17 protein-coding genes and 1 pseudogene are annotated in these 21,298 nt (G+C 34.8%); 12 read left to right on the top strand and 6 right to left on the bottom strand.

The window, feature by feature from the left end; all coding sequences use genetic code 11:
- Positions 1 to 50: 50 nt before the first annotated feature.
- Positions 51 to 467 (bottom strand): hypothetical protein, encoded by a 417-nt coding sequence (locus QYS47_RS16835; RefSeq protein WP_302122549.1) that lies wholly within the window; start codon positions 465 to 467, stop codon positions 51 to 53.
- 311 nt (positions 468 to 778) lie between these two features.
- Between QYS47_RS16835 and QYS47_RS16830 the strand changes: the two genes are divergently transcribed.
- The 6 genes from QYS47_RS16830 to QYS47_RS16805 all read left to right on the top strand — a co-directional run bounded on the left by QYS47_RS16830 (position 779) and on the right by QYS47_RS16805 (position 6,375).
- Positions 779 to 2,362 (top strand): peptide chain release factor 3, encoded by a 1,584-nt coding sequence (locus QYS47_RS16830; RefSeq protein WP_322347205.1) that lies wholly within the window; start codon positions 779 to 781, stop codon positions 2,360 to 2,362.
- A gap of 21 nt (positions 2,363 to 2,383) precedes the next feature.
- Positions 2,384 to 3,082: an RluA family pseudouridine synthase gene (locus QYS47_RS16825; RefSeq protein WP_322347204.1), complete on the top strand. Its 699-nt coding sequence runs from the start codon at positions 2,384 to 2,386 to the stop codon at positions 3,080 to 3,082.
- 75 nt (positions 3,083 to 3,157) lie between these two features.
- Positions 3,158 to 3,628 carry a nuclear transport factor 2 family protein gene (locus tag QYS47_RS16820; RefSeq protein ID WP_322347203.1) on the top strand — a complete coding sequence of 157 codons (471 nt, stop codon included), beginning with the start codon at positions 3,158 to 3,160 and terminating at the stop codon, positions 3,626 to 3,628.
- Positions 3,629 to 3,658: 30 nt separating this feature from the next.
- Positions 3,659 to 4,204: a DUF4199 domain-containing protein gene (locus QYS47_RS16815; protein ID WP_322347202.1), complete on the top strand. Its 546-nt coding sequence runs from the start codon at positions 3,659 to 3,661 to the stop codon at positions 4,202 to 4,204.
- A gap of 209 nt (positions 4,205 to 4,413) precedes the next feature.
- Positions 4,414 to 5,907, top strand: coding sequence for an MltF family protein (locus tag QYS47_RS16810; RefSeq protein WP_322347201.1), 1,494 nt, complete (start codon positions 4,414 to 4,416; stop codon positions 5,905 to 5,907).
- Between the two features lie 12 nt (positions 5,908 to 5,919).
- Positions 5,920 to 6,375 carry a hypothetical protein gene (locus tag QYS47_RS16805; protein ID WP_322347200.1) on the top strand — a complete coding sequence of 152 codons (456 nt, stop codon included), beginning with the start codon at positions 5,920 to 5,922 and terminating at the stop codon, positions 6,373 to 6,375.
- Here the strand turns inward: QYS47_RS16805 and QYS47_RS16800 are convergent, their stop codons facing one another.
- The 4 genes from QYS47_RS16800 to QYS47_RS16785 form a co-directional block, all read right to left on the bottom strand.
- A complete protein-coding gene (locus QYS47_RS16800; RefSeq protein ID WP_302122563.1) occupies positions 6,376 to 6,975 on the bottom strand; it encodes a trimeric intracellular cation channel family protein in 600 nt (199 codons plus the stop codon). It abuts the gene before it with no gap.
- 22 nt (positions 6,976 to 6,997) lie between these two features.
- A complete protein-coding gene (locus QYS47_RS16795; protein ID WP_302122565.1) occupies positions 6,998 to 7,450 on the bottom strand; it encodes a YciI family protein in 453 nt (150 codons plus the stop codon).
- A 26-nt stretch (positions 7,451 to 7,476) separates the two neighbouring features.
- Positions 7,477 to 8,241, bottom strand: coding sequence for an alpha/beta fold hydrolase (locus QYS47_RS16790; RefSeq protein ID WP_308355609.1), 765 nt, complete (start codon positions 8,239 to 8,241; stop codon positions 7,477 to 7,479).
- Positions 8,242 to 8,366: 125 nt separating this feature from the next.
- A complete protein-coding gene (locus QYS47_RS16785) occupies positions 8,367 to 9,689 on the bottom strand; it encodes a DEAD/DEAH box helicase (RefSeq protein ID WP_308355610.1) in 1,323 nt (440 codons plus the stop codon).
- A gap of 33 nt (positions 9,690 to 9,722) precedes the next feature.
- On the opposite strand from QYS47_RS16785, the gene QYS47_RS16780 reads away from it, so the two are divergent.
- The 6 genes and pseudogenes from QYS47_RS16780 (at position 9,723) to pbpC (ending at position 20,212) form a co-directional block, all read left to right on the top strand.
- Positions 9,723 to 11,069 carry a dihydroorotase gene (locus QYS47_RS16780; RefSeq protein ID WP_322347199.1) on the top strand — a complete coding sequence of 449 codons (1,347 nt, stop codon included), beginning with the start codon at positions 9,723 to 9,725 and terminating at the stop codon, positions 11,067 to 11,069.
- A 39-nt stretch (positions 11,070 to 11,108) separates the two neighbouring features.
- The gene (locus QYS47_RS16775; RefSeq protein ID WP_302122567.1) at positions 11,109 to 11,345 is read left to right on the top strand and encodes a hypothetical protein; all 237 of its coding nucleotides are present in this window, start codon (positions 11,109 to 11,111) and stop codon (positions 11,343 to 11,345) included.
- 22 nt (positions 11,346 to 11,367) lie between these two features.
- Positions 11,368 to 11,634, top strand: a pseudogene (locus QYS47_RS16770) (type II toxin-antitoxin system RelE/ParE family toxin); the annotation flags it as partial.
- Positions 11,635 to 11,665: 31 nt separating this feature from the next.
- A complete protein-coding gene (locus QYS47_RS16765) occupies positions 11,666 to 12,247 on the top strand; it encodes an LOG family protein (RefSeq protein ID WP_322347198.1) in 582 nt (193 codons plus the stop codon).
- A gap of 194 nt (positions 12,248 to 12,441) precedes the next feature.
- Positions 12,442 to 17,901, top strand: a complete 5,460-nt coding sequence (locus tag QYS47_RS16760) for an alpha-2-macroglobulin family protein (RefSeq protein ID WP_322347197.1) — start codon at positions 12,442 to 12,444, stop codon at positions 17,899 to 17,901.
- Complete coding sequence (gene pbpC, locus QYS47_RS16755; RefSeq protein WP_322347196.1) at positions 17,882 to 20,212, top strand: penicillin-binding protein 1C; 2,331 nt, start codon at positions 17,882 to 17,884, stop codon at positions 20,210 to 20,212. The genes QYS47_RS16760 and pbpC overlap by 20 nt, the downstream gene beginning before the upstream one ends.
- Before the next feature lie 148 nt (positions 20,213 to 20,360).
- Here the strand turns inward: pbpC and QYS47_RS16750 are convergent, their stop codons facing one another.
- Positions 20,361 to 21,227 (bottom strand): DUF4382 domain-containing protein, encoded by an 867-nt coding sequence (locus tag QYS47_RS16750; protein WP_302122589.1) that lies wholly within the window; start codon positions 21,225 to 21,227, stop codon positions 20,361 to 20,363.
- Positions 21,228 to 21,298: the final 71 nt, after the last annotated feature.

Raw genomic sequence — 21,298 nt, 5'->3', positions numbered from 1 at the left:
TAAAAGCTTTTTTGATGTCCGTGATTTACCGCCCCCCCCCTTATTATAAACTATGCGCCTACTTCCTTCAGCCATTTTACGCCATCCTCTGCATTGCGAAAAATATTGATAATAAAGCCAGGGAAGCTATTTTCTTTGATAAACTTCTTTGTTGAAAATTCTACAAAGAAATTTTCGGCTTGGATTATTGCTACATAGCGAGGATCGTCCTCAGAGAATGGGGTCGCTTTCATTGATCTTTGAATCCAATCCGTTTCTACCCATTTTTGATCTTCAGGATGTATACTTTGTTTTTTTTGGTTTAGTAGCCATTTCTTACAGTTTTTATCTTCTTGTATTTTGAGTGCGGCATTCCAAGCAGCTCTAAAATCATCTGATTTTGATGATTTCAAATATTCGAAATTGATATATTTGTCATCCTCATCATAACTTAATTTTATACTGTCAAACTCTTTAGATTCTACCATATTATTATGATTTAAGTTATTTAATATGTTATATTATATTTATAATAATGTAAATATAGTAAGAATGTAAATTAATAAATTAAGTAAAATTACGTATTTTATACTTAAAATCGTCCTTTATTCTTTTAACAGGCTTTTGTGTTATTTGTAGTAATGAGAGACATATTGAAGTAAACTAGATGATAATTTACATTGCTCAGCTCAAAGCAGTGTGTTTTTATTAGCTTATACTGCTTTTAATTTTCATTAAGGCCTTTGTTCTGCAATTCCAATACTTATTCGTAATTTTGCAGCTTGATTGAGGAATCTATATGAATAAGTTAGAACAAGAGATTAGCAAGAGAAGAACATTTGGGATTATTGCTCACCCTGATGCAGGTAAAACAACCCTAACGGAGAAGCTTTTGCTTTTTGGTGGTGCTATAAATAAAGCGGGTGCGGTAAAATCTAATAAAATTGATACTGCAACCAAGTCCGACTGGATGGAGATTGAGAAACAAAGAGGTATCTCGGTCGCAACCTCAGTTATGGGATTTGAGTACAAAGACATTAAAATCAACCTACTTGATACTCCTGGTCACCAAGATTTCGCAGAAGATACGTATCGTACCTTAACTGCTGTGGATAGCGTAGTGATGGTAATTGATTGTGTGAAAGGTGTAGAGCAACAGACTGAGAAGTTAATGGAGGTTTGTAGGATGAGAAATACGCCTGTTATCTGCTTTATTAATAAATTAGATAGAGAAGGTCGTGATCCTTACGATTTACTCGATGAAATTGAAGAGAAACTCGATATCCAAGTACGTCCTTTAACCTGGCCAATTGGTATGGGTAAAACATTCAAAGGTGTATATAATGTATTTAGTAAAAATTTATTGTTGTTTCAACCAAGTAAACAGCAACTAAATACTGATGGGATTGAGATAAAAGATCTTTCTGATGAAAGATTGAATAAAAATGTTGGGGATACGCTAGCGGATCAATTAAGAGAAGATGTGGAATTAATTGAAGGAGTGTATCCTGAGTTGAATCAAGAAGAATATTTAACTGGAAAAGTAGCCCCCGTATTCTTTGGTTCTGCCATTAATAGCTTTGGTGTAAAAGAGATGTTAGATACTTTCATCAATATTTCCCCTGCACCTAAAGAAAGAGAAACAGAAGAGCGGGTAATCAAACCTAATGAAGATAAATTCTCAGGTTTCGTATTTAAGATTCATGCTAATATGGATCCTAAACATAGAAATAGAATTGCATTCGTGAGAATATGTTCTGGAAAATTCGAAAGAGGAAGTAGCTACCTAAATGTTCGTCATGATAAGAAGTTTAGATTTTCAAATGCTACAGCTTTCATGGCGCAGGATAAAGAAACAGTTGATGAGGCCTATCCTGGTGATATTGTCGGATTGTTTGATACAGGTAATTTGAAAATTGGTGATACCTTATCAGAGGGTGAAAAAGGTATTTATAAAGGTATACCTTCATTCTCTCCTGAAATTTTTAAGGAGGTCATCAATAAAGATGCCATGAAAACCAAACAACTTGATAAAGGCTTAACGCAATTAATGGATGAAGGAGTAGCGCAGCTATTTACTTTTGAAATGGGAGCTAGAAAAGTTGTGGGGGTTGTAGGGAATCTTCAGTTTGAGGTGATTCAACATAGGTTGAAAAATGAATATGGGGCTTCTTGTGAATTTGCTCCTATGAATTTATATAAGGCTTGTTGGTTTAGCAGTTCTGATAAAAAGAAGTTGGATGAGTTTGTGAAATCAAAACATAGACATATTGCCCGAGATAAAGATGGTAAGCTTGTGTTTATGGCAGAAACAAAATCCTGGTTACAAATGGTGCAGGATAACTTCCCTGAAATTGAATTCCACTTCCAATCTGAATTTTAATCAATATTTAAAAGGTTAATTATGACTTATCAAGAATTTCTACAAATCGTAATGTATGAAGATAATCACCTATTGGTGGTAAATAAACCTTCTGGCATGCTGGTTCAAGGTGACCAAACCGGTGATACACCTTTACCTGAACACGCAAAGAAATATCTTGCTGAGAAGTACAATAAAACAGGTAATGTCTTCTGTGGTACACCTCATAGAATAGACAGACCTGTAAGTGGAACCGTAGTTTTAGCTAGAACTTCCAAAGCTTTGGAAAGACTCTCAAAGATGTTTCAGGAAAGACAAGTTGACAAGACTTACTGGGCAATAACTGAAAAGAGGCCTCCTAAAACAGAAGATACTATTACGCATTGGCTTAAAAAAGATTCAAATAAAAATATGACTCATGCCTATATGAGTGATAAGAAGGGAGGCTTAAAATCAACTTTATCTTACAGATTAGTGAGAGCGCTTGGAGATAGGAATTTAATTGAAGTGAAGCCCATAACTGGTAGGCCGCATCAAATACGAGTGCAACTATCAAGAATTGGTTGTCCAATAATAGGAGATGTAAAATATGGATTTCCTAAACCCACTAAAGATGGCTCGATTGCTTTACATGCCCGCGCTATAAGTTTCGAACATCCTGTTAAAAAAGAACCTTTTAAAGTGGTGAGTCCAATACCAAAGGCATTCGTTTGGTCCTTCTTTGAAGATGTAATTGAATAATTTACAATTACCATTTGTGTAAATACATTTGTATTCGTGTCCATAATTTTTCAAACTTCGAACTAAATTTCAATTATGAAGCGATTATTATTATTAAGTGTATTTACACTTTTTCTCTATCCAGCTTTTTCACAAAGTTCAGAATCTGATTCTGTTGCCATTATGGCAATCATTGAAAATGTCTTTGATGGCATGCGGGAATCAGATACTAGTAAAATGGCTCCCCACTTTCATGAAGAGGCAAAAATGCAAAGCTTAACTGTTTCAACTGAGGGTAATAAAGTGAGTAAACTGAATGGTCCTGAAGCCTGGTTAAATGCAGTTGCTAATAATACGAGTGGAAAGGTATGGAATGAACAAGTCAATAATATTAAAATTATTTCTGATGGAGCGGTTGCAACCGCCTGGATGAACTATACATTTTATTTAGGAGATCAATTGAGCCATTGCGGAATAAATTCATTTCAGTTTATCAAAATGAATGAAAAATGGAAAATTATTTATATCATTGATTCACGTTTAAAGGATAAATGTGAAATGAACTAAATAATAAACTAAAACCTAAATTTTTAGAATATGGAAAACCAAGAAATTGAAGTAAACAACACCCAACATTCATTAAAATGGGGTGGTATATTAGGCCTTTTATTAATAATTATTTCATTGTTGATATATATTATTGATATTACTTTAGTTGTTAGCTCCTATATATCCATCGTATGGATAGCTTTATTTATAGGATTTGGCATTTTCTCTGGAAGAGATTTCAGATCCAAAGTTGGCGGCTATTTATCATTTAAAGATGCTTTTTTACATGCATTTGTAGCTTTTGCAGTAGGTGGGTTTATCGGAACTGTATTTGATTTTATTCTTTTCAATTTTATCGATCCGGATATTATTCCAATTTTGATTGATACTCAAATGGAAACTACTATGAAAGCCATGGAGACATTTGGTGGAGGAAACACTGAGATGATGGATGGTATGGCAGAAGGCATAAAAAAAGGTTATACACTTCAAGCACAGGCTTTAGGATTTTTATGGAAATTAGTCCTTTATGCAATCGGAGCATTAATTGTAGGAGGTATTAATAAAAAGAAAAATCAAGAAGAAGAATTTTAATAGTTATTTAAACTATTTGAAAAGCCATTCAGCAATATGCTGAATGGCTTTTTTGTTGATAATCAAATAGTTTTAAACTCTTTATTAATTTTTTAGTATTTTATATAGTCATAGTATTATCCGTTAAAACGGGCATTCAATCGAAAAACTAAAAGCATTTTCCTTGCCCATCATTTTAATGGCTATATTTAAAAATCTAAAATAAAGATATGATGAACTTTTTCAACAAATATTTTTATTGGTTATCAATCTTAATTTTTGTCCTTTTAGGGGCTTGTTCAACTAAAACAGACACCCAAAGTCAGGATTTATCCTATGCAATAGAACCAATTGATTTTGACTTCGAGAAAATTCAAGAAAGAGGATACCTTACTGCTGTAGTAGATAATAGCGCTACAAGCTATTTCATATACAAAGGGCAACCCATGGGCTATGAGTATGAAATGTTAAATTGGTTAGCCCATGATCTTGATGTAGAACTTAAAATCATTAAAGATAATAGCATTTCTTCAGCTTTAGAGAAGGTGAATAGAGGTGAGGCAGATATAGCAGCTTTCAACCTTACGGTAACAAAAGAAAGAAAACAATTCGTTGATTTTACAGATCCACTTTATTTTGTTAGGCAAGTTTTAGTTCAAAGAAAGCCCGAAAATTGGAGACAAATGAAGCTCCATGAAATTGAAAATGAATTAATTCGTGATCCAATTCAATTATCAGGCAAAGAGGTACATGTCAGAAAAAGTTCTTCTTTTTCTATGAGGTTAGCTAATCTTTCTGATGAAATAGGGGGTGATATTGTAATAATAGAGGATAGCAGCAGTTTAGAGGTAGAAAGTTTGATTAGAATGGTGGCAGAAGGTGAAATAGAATACACAGTTGCAGATGAAGATGTAGCAATGTTAAATGCCACTTACTATCCTGATATAGATGTTAAAACGCCTATTAGTTTTTCTCAAAAAATCGCTTGGGCTTTAAGGCCAAATGCTGATTCTTTGGAGAATAGAATAAATTATTGGTTAGAACAAAGACAAAAAGAAACAGATTATTATGTTATATATAATAAGTACTTCAAAAACTTGAAACGATCTGCTAGCAGATCGTATTCTGAATATTCTTCTGTACAAGGCGGCAAACTATCTCCGTTTGATGATATAATTAAGGCAACAGCCGATAGTATTGGCTGGGATTGGAAATTATTGGCGGCTCAAGTTTATCAGGAAAGTAAGTTTGACCCAAACGTAAAATCATGGGCAGGCGCTATTGGCTTAATGCAGATGATGGAGCCTACTGCTCATGAATTTGGTGCTACTAATTTGTATGATCCAGAACAAAGTTTAGCAGCAGGTGGTAAATTCATACAATGGTTACAAAGAAACTTTAAAAAGTATGTTGCAGACAGCGTAGAAAGACAGAAATTCGTGTTAGCCGCTTATAATGTAGGTATTGGTCATATGGAGGATGCCATTAAGCTAACTAAAAAATATGGAGGTGATCCTTCAGTTTGGGAAGATAATGTAGAAAAATATCTGCTGTTAAAATCTCAAAAGAAATATTATAATGATCCAGTTGTAAAATATGGATATTGTAGAGGGCAAGAGCCTGTCAATTATGTAAAAGAAATTTTAGAGCGTTATCAACAATATGAACTATTGATGAACTCTGAAAATGATTTAACTAAACCAGATGATAATACATTAATTTAATTAACACACAGCATGTCAAAGATTGATAAACTTTTCAAAGAGTATACAAAAGAAAGATTTTTAAAATTAAATAGGGAGCAATTTGTATACATAGTGAATTTGTTTCCGGCATTTAGGGTAGCAATGTCTGATGGAATTATCGATCAGGAAGAATGGGTGACTGTTAAAAGATTAGCTAAAATATTAGGGGATGAATTTGCTTCTGATGATCTCGGTGAGGAAAAAGAAGAGAATTTGATGCTGATATACCGTTCAGAATTTCGTCATCTCATTAAAAATTTAGACAAATGGCAAGATAAATTCTTAGCAGCATTGAAAGATTATTTCAGTGAAAATGAGACTTCCAGAGAATTTGTGGTAGAGACTATGTACTTATTTGCCAGTGCCTCTGATGGAGTTTCTGAGGAAGAAAATGAGGTGATCGAGTACCTTACCAAGCAGTTGAGACTTGAAGATATTGTTTTATAATTAAATCTTTGGAAAATTGATATGATATTTAACAGCCAAAAGTCTTACTGATACTATAAATGAAGCTGATAAAATAAAATTGAGATTTCTGTCAAAATCAAAATAGCTTAATAACAAGTAAAGCATGCCTCCTAATAGGCATGCACTTGCATATATTTCTTTCCTGAAAATAACTGGCGTTTCGTTTACTAATGTATCTCGAATTACACCTCCAAATACTGCTGAAAACATTCCCATAATAGCAGCAATTTCCCATCTTACACCCATTGAAAGAGCTTTTTCAACTCCAGAAACCGTAAACAATGCAATTCCCATAGAATCGAATAAGCTTAAGGTTCTTCTTAATTTTTGTAGATACTTATTGAAGAAACTAGTGAGTAAAACACCTCCCAAGATGGTGTAAATTATATTCATATCACCCACCCAAGATAATGGATAACTACCTAGCATTATATCCCTTAAGGTGCCCCCACCAATAGCGGTTACAAATCCAGTAAAGCCAGCACCAAACCAGTCTTCTGATTTATCTTTTACAGCCAGTGCTCCAGAAATAGCAAATGTTAATGTACCTAAAAGTTCAAGGGCATATTGTAATTGCATTCAAAAGAATAATTAGGATATGTTAAGGTCTTATTTTTTCTATTTTGGAATGAGTTTCTAAATAAACAGGCAAAGCTGCTGAGCCATACCAATTATATAAATCATATGCTAATAGATCTTCCTTTATGGCTGGATCTGTAAGTAGTAATTTTGCTACTTCTTCTTTATCGGATACATCAAAAATAAATATTCCTCTGTAATTGTTTTCATTCTTTTCCAAAGGACCCGCTACAACGATTTTACCTTCAGCGGCTAACTTTCCGATATTATCCAAATGACCCCTGAAAAGACTGTCTACCTTTGCCTTATCTTCAATATTGACACCGCCAGTTTTTAACATTACTAAGGTATAAGATTTCATACCATAGTCGTCTGCTCCTAAAGAATCGGCTAATTCAGCATTGTAATCTGAATTTTGTGCCAATAAAAGACCAGGTATGGTGCTCAATAAGAAGGCGGTCAGTAGCTTTTTCATTTTTGAAAATATTAAGGTATTACATATTATTTTAGGAAATCTTCTATCAAGGCTAAAAATTCCTCCGGTTTTTCTGCATGTATCCAATGCCCAGCACCTTCAACCATCTCAATTTTTGCATTAGGGAAGAAGTTATTGATAGCAATATAGTCTTCTGATTTTATATAATGCGAATTTTTTCCTCCAATAAATAACACATCCTTTTCAGTAGCCAATCTTTTTTCTAAACCTTTTCCTACTACCTCAATATTTTTTTCTAGAATAGGTAAGTTTATTTTCCACTCGAACTCTTTGTCCTGATTACGAGTTAAATTTTTTAATAAGAACTGTCTCACGCCTTTTTCAGGTACAAATTCTGCAAGCTGCTTATCTGCATCGCCTCTCGATTTCAATTCATCTAATTTCAGACTGCATAATCCCTCTAAAATAGTATCATGATGAACAGGGTAGGCTTTAGGGGCAATATCCACGATAATCAATTTATCGAAAAGGTCGGGATGCTCAACAGCAAAATGCATAGCCGTTTTACCTCCCATTGAATGGCCTATAATATGTGGATTTTCAATTTGATGATCTTTTATAAATTCAGCCAAATCGGAAGCCATCACTTCATAATTATGAACTTCATTATGTGGAGAATCACCATGATTTCTTTGGTCAACCAAATAAACTTTAAACTTTTCAGATAACTTTCTCCCGATGGTCATCCAATTATCTGAAGAGCCAAATAAACCGTGTAAAATTATAAGGGGTTGTCCGCTATCTCCTAATTCTTTATAATTTAATTTCATATCTATTTAAGAATAAAAGTCTTTACAATTTATAATTACTTTAATAGGCTACGAATGAAAGTGACCATTCGTTATTTGAGATTTATACGTTCATGATAAATAAACCATTCTACTCAATTACAATGTTATCTTTTTCTCCTTCTTTTATCTTTAGGTTTATTACCAAAAGCTTTATCTCTTGCTTTGCCACTTAAGTTTTTCTTCTTCTTTTCATGAAAAGCGCCTTTAAAGTCAGGGTTTTCAAGATGTTTTTGTCTATCAATTTCCTGATCCATGTCTTTTTGTTCTTTAGGCATGGTTTCCATTAGCTCCACTTGCTGTGGAAGTTTATTAACCGTAATCTTTTGATTAATTAATTCTTCAATTTTTTCAATGTGATAAACATCAGAAGGGTCAACAAAACTAATGGCAATTCCTTGATGTTCAGCTCTTCCAGTTCTACCAATACGGTGAACATATTCTTCATATTTATTAGGTACTTCAAAGTTTATCACATGAGAAATTTCTTGCACATCAATACCTCTGGCACTTACATCGGTACTTACCAAAACTTTTATATTTCCTTCCTTAAAGTCCTTAATGGCATTAATCCTTGTGGATTGTGCTTTATTGGCATGAATAACTCTGGCCTCTTTAGTTATTTTTCTTTCTACAAAGTGAAAAACATTATTAGCATTTGTTCTGGTTCTCACAAAAATCAATACTCTGCTGAATTCATCTTGATCCAGTAAATATTTAAGTAGGTTTATTTTGGTTAAAAAGTTAGGGACATGATACAGATACTGATCGATCAATTCAGAGGTTGTTGCTTGAGGAGTTACTTCAACCTTTTCAGGAAAATCGGTAAACTCATGAGCATATTTTTCCACTTTTTCAGGAAAGGTAGCAGAGAAAAATAAATTCTGCTTTTTCATGGGTAGAAGCTCCAACACTTTCCTAATTTGAGGCATGAATCCCATGTCCATCATGCGATCAGCTTCATCTAAAACAAAGGTTTTGATTTGCTTTGTTTGCAATACACCAGCATTATAAATATCTAATAGTCGGCCAGGCGTAGCAACTATAATATCACAACCCTGAGCTACTTCTTCTGCTTGTTTTTTAGGACCAATTCCCCCGTATAGACATACTGTTCTTAAATCAGTATATTTCCCCAGTTCTAAAATATTTTCATATACCTGCATCACTAACTCTCGAGTGGGTGCTAAGATCAATGCTCTAGGATCATCAGATTGAGCATATTTTAATTTCATGATTAAAGGCAATACAAAAGCCGCAGTTTTACCAGTTCCTGTTTGGGCTATACCAATAACATCATGTCCATTTAAAATTCTTGGAATGGCTTTTACTTGGATTTCAGAAGGTTTTTCGTAGCCTAAATCCTTAATAGCGTTTAATAATTGTTTATTAAGTTTAAAATTTTGGAAGGATGCGGTAAATTGCGACATATAGTCAATTATTTAGAGAAAAATTAGTGAATTATGAAAACCACTCTGATCGTCAATGCAAATATAGTAAATGAAGGCCGAATTCAGCAGTTAGATGTGCTGATGAAAAATGGACGCTTTGAAAAGATTACTTCACAAATAAATCCAGAAGAGGCAGATGAAGTAATTGATGCAAATGGAAAATATCTTTTACCTGGATTAATCGATGATCAAGTCCATTTTAGAGAGCCTGGTTTAACTCATAAAGCTAATATTTTTACTGAATCAAGAGCGGCTGTAGCTGGAGGTATAACTTCGTTCATGGAAATGCCAAATACGGTTCCAAATGCCCTTACCCAAGAATTATTAGAAGATAAATATCAGATAGCTGCTAAAAATTCAATAGCTAACTATTCATTCTTTATGGGGGCTAGCAATGATAATATTGAGGAGGTACTCAAAACTGATGCTTCTAAAGTTTGTGGTGTAAAAGTTTTCATGGGAAGCTCAACAGGAAATATGTTAGTGGATAATGAAGATACTTTGAACAACATCTTTTCAAAAGTGCCGATGTTGATTGCAACGCATTGTGAAGATGAAGCAACAATTAGGGCTAATACAGCAAAATTCAAAGAGCAATACGGAGAAGATGTTCCAATAGAAATGCACCCTATTATCCGTTCGGAGGAAGCTTGCTATTTATCCTCATCTTTAGCGGTTAAGTTGGCAAAGCAACATGGTTCTCGACTTCATGTACTCCATATTTCAACAGGAAAAGAAACAGAACTATTCGATAATTCAATTCCATTAGAGCAGAAGAAAATCACCGCTGAGGCATGCTTGCATCATCTATGGTTTTCTGATGAAGATTATAAAGAAAAAGGAACTTTAATCAAATGGAATCCTGCAGTAAAAACTGCTAATGATAGAGATACCATCTTTCAGGCTTTATTAGATGACAAAATTGATGTTTTAGCTACAGATCATGCACCTCATACCCTGGAAGAGAAACAAAATAAATATTTTTCTGCACCATCGGGTGGTCCCTTGGTTCAGCATAATTTACTAGCCTTAATTGAGTTTTATAAGCAAGGAAAAATAAGCTTAGAAAAGATAGTAGAAAAAGCCTCGCATAATGTAGCTAAATTATTCAGAATAGTAGATAGGGGATTCATTAGAGAAGGTTACCACGCTGATTGTGTATTGGTAGACCTTGATACTGCATACACGGTTTCAAAAGAAAATATTCTGGCTAAATGTAAATGGTCTCCTTTTGAAGGGCATACATTTCCAGCTTCTGTAGTTACTACCTTTATTAATGGTAATAAGGCGTATGATAATGGGGAAATTATTGAGGCTGGAACAGGGGAGAGGATGCTGTTTAAAAACAACGGAATTTAAATGATTTGATTTAAGTTTTATATTTAATAACTTAAGAATATGAGGAATACCAAAATAGAGGATTTAAAGCAAGATCTGATAAGCTGGATTAATGCTCAGGAAAATGATGCCATATTGCGTCAAATTGAGGATATTAGAAAATATTCTGAAAAAGATTTTTGGGCAGATTTATCTGAAGCCGAAAAAGAGTCAATAAGGTTGGGAAGGGAAGATGCAAAAAAAGGCAAACTGATTCCTCATTCTGAAGCGAAAAAGCGATATGAAAAATGGCTATAAAGTCTTATAGACTGAAAAAGCGTTAAGAGAATTAGAAGAGATTTCTAATTATTTGAAGAATAAATGGCCTGATGTAGTTACTGATAATTTGAAAGAAGCCATAAATATCACTATTAATCTTATTGAAAAGAACCCCAGATTATATCCCAAGTCTGAAAGTAAGGACATATACAGAGCAGTGATTCTGAAATACAATAGTCTTTATTATCAAATTGATGAAGAGAAAAAAGCTGTTATTATTTTATCCTTCTTCAATAATTATAAAAATCCAGGTGGTAGAAAATTGTGATTAGAACCTTAATTTAATTAAATAGCTTTTTATGAATAGAATAGCGGTATTTTGTGGTTCGAGTGCTGGGATTGACCCTTATTTTGAACAGGAAGCTTTTAGACTGGGTCAGTTGCTTACTGAAAAAAATATTGGGCTAGTATACGGTGGAGCAAAAATTGGACTGATGGGTGCGGTTGCAGAAGGTGCTTTAGATAAAGGGGGAGAAGTTATAGGCGTTATTCCTGACTTTTTACAAACCAAAGAAGTAGCTCATAACGATTTATCGGAAATGATAGTGGTGAAATCTATGCATGAAAGAAAATTAAAAATGCATGATTTGTCAGATGGCTTTATTGCTTTACCTGGGGGTTTCGGTACCATGGAAGAGCTGTTTGAAATTTTAACATGGGCTCAACTAGGTCTTCATCATAAGCCTATTGGATTATTAAACATCAAAGAGTTCTATCAGCCTTTATTGGCAATGATACAAGGAATGAACAAGCAGGATTTTCTAAAAACGATAAATAAGGATATGCTTTTGCAGGATACTGATATGAATAATCTACTTCAAAAGATGGAATCCTATAAAGCACCTGAAACACCAGAATGGATGAAAAAATCAGGTACTTGATTTCTAAAACAAGCTTGCATTAATTTATTTCTAAAAATTTTCTGAAATCAGAACTGTGGATATTGCATGAAACATTCATTTATACAATCCATTGAGAATTAAATAATTTTTTAAATAAATCTGTTTATAGCCGATATGCTTTGTTTCATTTTTACTTAGTTTTAAGGTCTAACTTTACAAAGCATTTATACATTATGAAATCTAGTCTCCCCTTCAAGCAAATCGCGTTTAGTTTACTTTGTTTAATATTGTTGGTTTCCTGTGGAAAGAATTCTGAAAAGAAAAGTCAGGAGGCCAAATTGGAATTCTCTGAAGAGATTGCAAAAGAAGTCAGTTTCGTGACTAATGGAGATGTTCACTTTGATGATGAAATACAGGTGATTTTCAACAATCCCGTTATTGAAGAAAATGAGGTGGATAGTAGTCCTACTGACATTTTCAATTTCGATCCATCGATAGATGGAAAGGCTGTTTGGGTAAGTACAAGTGTGCTAAAATTTATTCCTGAAGCAGCACTTCCCATGAGAGAAGAGATAGAAGGTCAACTCGATCTTCAAAAGCTTTCACCCTCTTTTAAAGAAAAAGGATTAGAAGATATAATATTTCATTTAAGCGTTATCGGTAGAGAGATTAGTAGCTTCACTGGAAACGTAGAATTAGTAGAGAGAAATAATCCTAAAAAGGTAATATACAGCGGTGGGCTGTCCTTTACTGAAAAAACTACTCTCGAAGCTGTTGAAAAAGCCACGGAGATTGAAGGTGGCGATGTTATAATAAATTGGAGTAAACTTGATGACAAAAACTTCAAATTCACTTCCAGTCCCATTGATAGAACTGATGAAGATCAGGAATTCAGTTTTAATATAGATAAAAAGAGTCTTGATATTTCAAATGGCTATACAGAAGTTTTCAATATTGCGCCAATTACGCAGATGAAAATGACAAAATTGTCAGCAGATGAAAGTGGTAAAAAGCCAAGATTGCGCTTAACTTTTTCTGATGACTTGGATGTGGATCAAGATATATCAGGCCTAGTAAGCATCTCACCTAATGTAAAAATATCACCTAAAAAATTGGGGAAAGCAGTAATCCTAGATGGAGAATTTAAATTTGGTGAAAGTTATGCTGTTACCATTGAAAAGGGGATTCGAAGTAAGTGGGGTACCAAAACAGAAAGTAAAAAAACCGAAGAAATCAGTCTGTCAAACATTCAACCACAAATTGAATTTGGGTCAAATGGTATCATTTTGCCTTCCTCCAACCAAAGTAAAATTCAATTTTATACTTCTAATTTGAAACGGGTTCATTTGGAAGTCAAAAAGCTTTATACAAATAAGGTAGGTCAGTTTCTTACTGCTGAGCAACTCAAGAGTGAAAAAACACGAAATGAAGCTTTTAATAATGATTACTCCAGTACGGTTGGTGTTATAGTAAAAAACCAAACCATTGAACTGAAGGATAAAAAAAATGAGTGGGTATTGAATGAATTTGATCTATCGGATTTATTTAGCACCTATCAGCATGGGATATTTTTAGTCCGAGTTAATTTTACTCCTTCTGATGTAAGCATTCCAATTGAAGGGGATGAGCTGAGTCATATCCAGGAAAAGGGACAGATATACAAGCCTTTATTTATAAGTGATTTAGGTATCACGGTAAAAAGTACTTCTAACGGCTTGGATATTTTTGCCACAGACCTCGTTACTGCTGAACCTGTCTCAGGAGTAGATATTAAACTGTTAGATTATAATGGCAATGTAGATTACACTTTCACTACGGGAGATAACGGGCATGTCCATACCAGCAAAAGTTATTTTTATTATTTGTTAGCAGAAAAGAGTAATCAAATTACTGCACTGAAAAAAAATGAAATGCAGTGGAGTACTTCAGGTTTTGATGTGGGAGGTACTTATTCAAATAGAGGTAGAACCAAAGCTTTTATTTATACAGAAAGAGGAGTCTATAGGCCAGGTGATTCCATTCATGTTAGTGCCATAGTAAGAAATTCCAACAATACTTTCCCTCAAAATAATAAGGCAACTATTACCGTCAGGGATCCTGAATACAAAATTGTTCATGAAGCCACTCAACCAAGATCTAATGATGGTCTTTTTGTGTTTGCTTTCAATACGGAAGATAATGCTCCAACAGGAAATTACTCCATCAGAATAAATGCAGGAGGTTCCTCTTTTAGTGAGAATTTAAAAATAGAAACAGTGGTGGCAGAAAAGCTCAAAGTGATGGTAAAGCCAGAAAAGAGAACTTTTAGCTGGACGGATAAGACCTTGGATTTTGATATTGAATCGCGCTACTTATTCGGAACCCCTGCCTCAAAATTGAAGACCGAAGTCAGTGTGGAAATCTTGCCATGGAAAATCAGTTTCCCGAAATACAAAGATTTCAATTTTAGCCGTGCTGATGCTGAATTTAGAGCACTTAGTCAGAATGTTTTAAAATCACAGCTTGATGCAGATGGCTTGCTCAGCAGTAGTTGGGTGATTCCAGAATTGGGCACTATTCCTTCAGCTTTGAAAGCAAAGATTATTGCGAAAGTATTTGAAACCGGAGGTCAGCCAAATGAGAATTATAATGTTGTAGATCTCCACCGATATCCCAATTATGTAGGATTAAAAGATCCTAGCGGTTATCACTATTATAAAACTAGTGAAGAAGTAAGGTTTCCAGTTGTTCTTTTAGATGAAAAGGGCAATAAAATGAGTGGCAAAACTCTTCACTACAAAGTGTATAGAAATGACAGTAGATGGTGGTATCAATACAACAACAGAAGAAATTATCAGCTGAAATATAAGGAAGATAGCCAGACCTATTTGGAAACTGAAGGAAAAATCACCACTTCGGACAAGATCGATTATATTAGTTTTAGTCCCCAAGAAAGTGGTGAGTATTTGATTGAAGTAAGTGATGGAGGAAATGGACATGTCAGTTCTTCTTTCTTTAGCGCTTATCGGTATGGGAGTGTTCCCGGTGGAGATTTGAACGAAGGCAATTTGGCTCTAAAATCAGATGAGGAAAAGTATGCTCCGAGTGAGACAGCCAAAATAAAATTACCAAATCCGAAGTCCGGACGAGTGTTAGTCACTTTAGAACAAGGCGATGATATGTTGGATTGGTTTTGGGTAGATCCTTCTAAAGAGAATTCTGATGAACTGATCGTGGATATTCCGATTAGGAAAAACATGGTGCCGAATGTCTATGCAACAGTTTCTGTGATTCAACGACATGAGCAGACTCAAAATGACAGACCCATTAGAATGTTCGGAATTATTCCAATTATGGTTGAAGATCCAGATACTAAAATTGGATACAATATCAATATGGCTCAAAATCTGGTGCCAAATGAAGATTTCGAGGTGAATATTAATACTACTAATGGTAAAAAATCACAGTTTACAATTGCTGTAGTAGATGAAGGATTGCTCAGTTTAACGCAATTTAGAACACCTAATCCGTGGATTTCATTCTACAAAAAGATAGGGCTGCAGGTAAATACTTACGATGTGTTTTCTCATATAATTAGTGCCAATAAAAACGATGTATTTCAAACCTTTTCCATCGGAGGAGGCATGGAGATGGATTACAGAGAATCACAAACCGATTTGAATGATGATACTAAGCGATTCAAGCCGGTAAGTATGTTTAAAGGGCCTTTTATGACAGATGCAAATGGGAAGGCTAAGGTGAAATTTCATATGCCTAATTACAATGGAGCGGTAAGGGTAATGGTAGTGGGAACTCAAAATGGAAGTTATGGTCATGCAGAAAAAACGGTTCCTGTTAAATCCGAAATTATTATGCAACCGACCATTCCTAGAATTTTAAAACCAGGAGATGAGTTCACCCTGCCTGTTGCTTTATTCAAGGTAAATCAAAATGTTAAAACAGCTAAATTTGAGCTGAAAATTGATGGGCCCTTAGAAATACTTGGAGAAGCTTCCAAAACGGTTGATTTTAGTAATCAGGATGACACACAAATTAAGTTTAAGGTTAGGGTAAAAGAAGCTGTAGGTAAAGCCAAAATCAGGATTGAAGGTGTTTCAGGAAATATTAAAGTAGAAAATGAGACTGATATTGCCATCACTCCTTCCGCTAGTAGGGTTTATGATAAGAAGACAGTAGATGTTAATGTTGGCAAAAGCATTGATATGAAAGTTCCTAAAATAGGAATAGACGGGACTAACTACGCTACTCTAGATATCAATATATTCCCTAATATGGATTTTGAACATCGTTTGAAATGGTTGATTAGATATCCGTATGGTTGTATTGAACAAACCGTTTCTTCTGTTTTTCCCCAATTATATCTCAAGAAGATGGGCTACTTTGGCAAGGAAGAACTCAGTGAGATCGATGAAAATATTAACGAAGGGATCAACCGCCTCCAACAATTTGCACTGGGAAGTGGTAGTTTTTCTTATTGGCCTGGAAGCAATAAACCTTCAGAGTGGGGAACAAATTATGCCACGCACTATCTGATTGAAGCTAAGAATTTGGGCTATTCAGTTCCTGATTTTATTTACGATAATGCTATTGATGGATTAAGCAGACAATCAAGTCGCAGAAGAGGTGAATTAAGCACCAGAGTTAACAGGGTGTTTATTCTTAGCTTGGCAAAGAAAAGGCCTATTTCAGAGATGAATCTTTTAATGGAAAATGAGTTATCTAAAATGAATAATGCAGAAAGATGGATGTTGGCTGCAGCATATCATCTTTCGGGAGTTGACAATGTTAAAGATAACATCATTGTAGCGGCAGGCACAGAAACAGAAGAATATGATGCTTTCTCCTATAATTTTGGTTCTAAATACCGTGATGATGCCATCATTTTGTATTGCGCCACCATTTTGGAAGATATGGAAACAGCGGAGCTGATGGCTAAGCAAGTAGCTAAAGGTTTATCTTCCAAAGAGTATTTAAGTACGCAAAGCTCCGGCTATATGCTACTGGCTTTGGGGCATTACTTCGATAAGGCAGGAATAGACTTAAGTGATGGAAAGGTGATTAAAGGAGATGTTAAATTGGCTGATGGGAGCACGGTTGAATTTAATGAAAATGGAAGATTCAGAATTCCAATAAAAAATAATTTTAGCCAAAACATCAGTATTAGCTTGAGTGATGATTCTAATGTAGATAAAGTTTATGCTGCCCTTTCATGGAATGGTGTTCCTCTAAAAGATGAAGCAGCAAGCGAAGAAAAGAATCTTTCATTAGAAGTTGATTATTATGATGATGAGGGAAGAATGATTAATCCTGAATCTACAAAGCAAGGGCAATCATTCTATGCTCGTTTTAGGGTTAAAAATACTAGTCCTGCCAGCAGAGCATCTGAAATTGCACTTGTTCAAATTTTACCTTCGGGTTGGCAAATTGATAATACTCGATTAAAAGAATCAGTTGCGCCTGAGTGGATGAATCAATGGAATATCAATAAGGAGGATTATGTTGATATTCGGGATGACCGAGCCATGTGGTTCTTTGATTTGGAAGGTAATACCGAATATGATTTCGTGATGAAGTTAAATGCAGTCTCTGTGGGGGAATATCAGCTTCCTGCAACCTTAGTGGAGGCCATGTATAATCCAGATTATAAAGCCAGAAATACAAGCAAAAAGGTATATGTGGAAAGCATGGACTAAGGTAAAAAAATGGCAATGGATCTTGATTTTGATCATATCCGTTGCCATTATATATTTTTCCTACCCCTTTAAAAAACCTTATTTTCAGGTGGACTATAGTACAGTGGTGAAATCAGAGGAGGGCAGTCTTTTGCATGTTTTCCTCAATAAAAATGAGCAATGGTTGTTGCCTCCAGACACCTCAGATATTCCCAAGAAACTGGAAACTGCTGTTCTTTCCTATGAAGACCAAAATTTCCATTCGCATTTTGGGGTCGATATCGGAGCTGTTTTCCGTGCACTCAAACAAAATATAAAGGCAGGAAGAATAGTGAGTGGTGCCAGCACTTTAACCATGCAAGTTGCTCGCTTAAAGTATCAGAATAGTAGAAATTTATTTTACAAAGCACTGGAAGCCATTGAGGCCATTAAGCTGAGTTTACACTTTTCAAAAAAGGAAATTTTGAGAATGTATTTGCAGCATGCACCCTATGGTGGTAATGTTATTGGCTATCAAACAGCAGCACACAAATTTTTTGGCAAACAAATCAACGCTTTAACATGGAGTGAAGCCGCTACTTTAGCCGTTTTACCAAATGCACCGGGTCTGATTTATCCGTCTAAAACCAGTGATAAATTATTGCAAAAGCGAAATTCATTATTGAAAAAACTTTATGAAAAAGAATTCATTGATGAAATCACTTATCAATTGAGTGTTTTGGAATCCGTACCTGATGATTTTATCCCTTTCAAAAGTTCAGCTCCTCATGCTGCTTCCTTTTTAAGAACCCAATATCCTAATCAAAAAATACTAAATACTACAATAGATGAAAGATTACAGCATAAAGCCAATCAAATAGCCCTGAAATATAAAGAGCTTTATGAAGAAGATGGAATAAGCAGCCTTGCGTTTTTGATTTCTGATTCGAAAACAGCTGAAATCAAAGCTTATGTGGGCTCTCCTGATTTCTATGATAATACACATAAAGGACAAGTTGATGGGGTAAGGGCAAATCGGTCCAGTGGCAGTATTCTTAAGCCATTTTTATACGCCTTAAGTATGGATGAGGGAATGATTCTTCCTGAAACATTTATCAGGGATCTTCCGACCTACTTTGATGGCTTTTCCCCCAATAATGCCAATGAGGATTTTCAAGGCGTGGTGTCTGCCAGAGAGGCTTTGGTGAAATCCCTGAACATCCCTGCAGTTCGTTTACTAAATGGCTATGGTTTGTTTCAATTTTACAGTTTTCTGAAAGAAGCAGGAGTCAGTAGCTTATTTCGCTCTGCAGATCAATATGGTCTCCCCTTAATTCTAGGAGGTGCAGAAGTGAGTGTGTGGGATATGGCCAGACTTTACCGAGGACTGGCCAATGAAGGAAAATTTTCGGATAACATTATTTTGAAAAATGAAACACGTAAAACTCAAGAAAGTGCGCAACTCATCAGTGGAGGAAGTGTCTATTTAACACTGGATATGTTAAAAGACCTAAAGCGACCGGGCAGTGAATATTTTTGGCAGAAGTTTAACAACTCTAGAGAGTTTGCATGGAAAACAGGAACCAGCTATGGGCATAAAGATGCATGGGCAGTGGGTTTGAACCCTAACTATACCATTGCAGTTTGGGTGGGAAATTTTGACGGTGAAAGTAATAAAAATTTGAGCGGTGCGAATTCTGCAGGACCTATTCTTTTTGATTTATTGGAAGCTCTTCCTGCGGATTCTTTAAATGAGTGGTTTCAGTTTAAGGAAATGGACTTTCAAAAACTCGAAATATGTGCTGTATCAGGTTTTAGATCTTCAGAAAACTGCATTAAAACGGAAGTGGTTAATGCACCCTATAGTATGAAGTCAATGAAAAGTTGTGAATACCATCAAACCAAATACCTGAGCCATCAATTGGATTTACAGACTTGCTCTGCATGTTGGAATAAATTAGGAGCAATCCCTACAAAATTATTGGCGTATCCTCCAGATATAGCCTATTACTTAAGAAGAAAAGGAACTTTCATAGAAAGCATACCGCCTCATAATCCTGAGTGTAGCCGATATAGAGCTGAAAATAGCAGTAAAATTATTTATCCTAATATGGATGCTAAACTGTTTCTTCCTGTTGATTTTAACGGGGAATTGCAAAAGGTAATTTGTAAGGTAGGTCATAGCTCTTCTGTCAAAAAGGTTTACTGGTATTTAAATGAAGTTTTTCTGGGAGAAACCGATAGACAACATAAAATGGCCATTCAGTTTAAATCAGGCTGGAATGAACTAAAAATTATTGATGATTTGGGTGGAGAGGATACACAAAAGGTTTTTGCTGTTGTTAATCAATAATTCAGGATGTTAATTAATTTCTTTATTGAGTAAAAATCTATGAATGGAAGATTCATCTAAATAATTCCATTTTGTGACGTCTTAAAATATTTTTATGATTTAATAATAGCATCAAGAACAGTTTGAGTACTATTTTTTGATTATCTATTTAAATTGTTATGTTTAAAGTCTTTAGTTCTCCGTCATTAATCACCACGCCTTCTTCAATAGTTTTCACTTCAATGAAATTTCCTTCACCATCAAAAGATGCAACCACAATATCATATTCATCTGACGGTAAATAAGAGATATAATAATTACCATTTTCATCTATATTTGAACTAGATTCTGCATTATTAAATAGAACACCATCAGCATTAGGAGTGGACTCATTATCATTAAAATTACCGCCCTTATAGGCATATGCTACCCTTGTTCCTGTAATTCCACTGATAACTCCCTGAACTGATCCAACTTTAGCTTCCTCGAGTAATCTTACAGTAGGTTTTAAAATGATTTGTTCTGAATTCTGCATTTTTAATACAGATTTTCTTAGGTCAAAATCCATAATAATAGAAGTTATACCTCCATCAGGAATAGTGAAATCCCCAATAATAGTATATCCTGCTTGGTCACCAATAGGTACACTTATTTCCGAAACCGTCCCGTCATTGAATTTAATATAATGTGCAGGTAAATTTCCGCCATCAGAAGTTTGAGAAACAACGAGACCTAATTTTATTTGATCATATTTTCCGCTCACTAATTCTTTCTCTTCTAAGAAAAGTGTTTCACCACCTTGAAGGGAAAATAAATCGACTGCTTCGGGCTTTTCATATTCTTTTATTACTTTCCATCCATCTGGACCAAAGGCTTCCACTCTTGTGATACATATCACCACACCAGAAACATTATTGCTTTCCAAGGGGCCATCTGTTAAGTAGAAAGAAGCTCTACCATGTCCGCTTTCAATTTTGTTGCAGCTATAGAAAGCTAATATGGGAAGGATTAAAATCAGGCTTAGGATAGGTCTCATATTGGTTTTGGATTTAATACTAAAGTTACAAAGCAATAACAAGATTTTGATCCAGTTAATCGATGCTATGT

Source organism: Marivirga arenosa (genome assembly GCF_030503875.2).
In the GTDB taxonomy this organism is placed as follows: Bacteria; Bacteroidota; Bacteroidia; order Cytophagales; family Cyclobacteriaceae; genus Marivirga; species Marivirga arenosa.
Note: the sequence above shows the minus strand (reverse complement) of the source record. Positions and strands in the feature narration are given on the sequence as shown.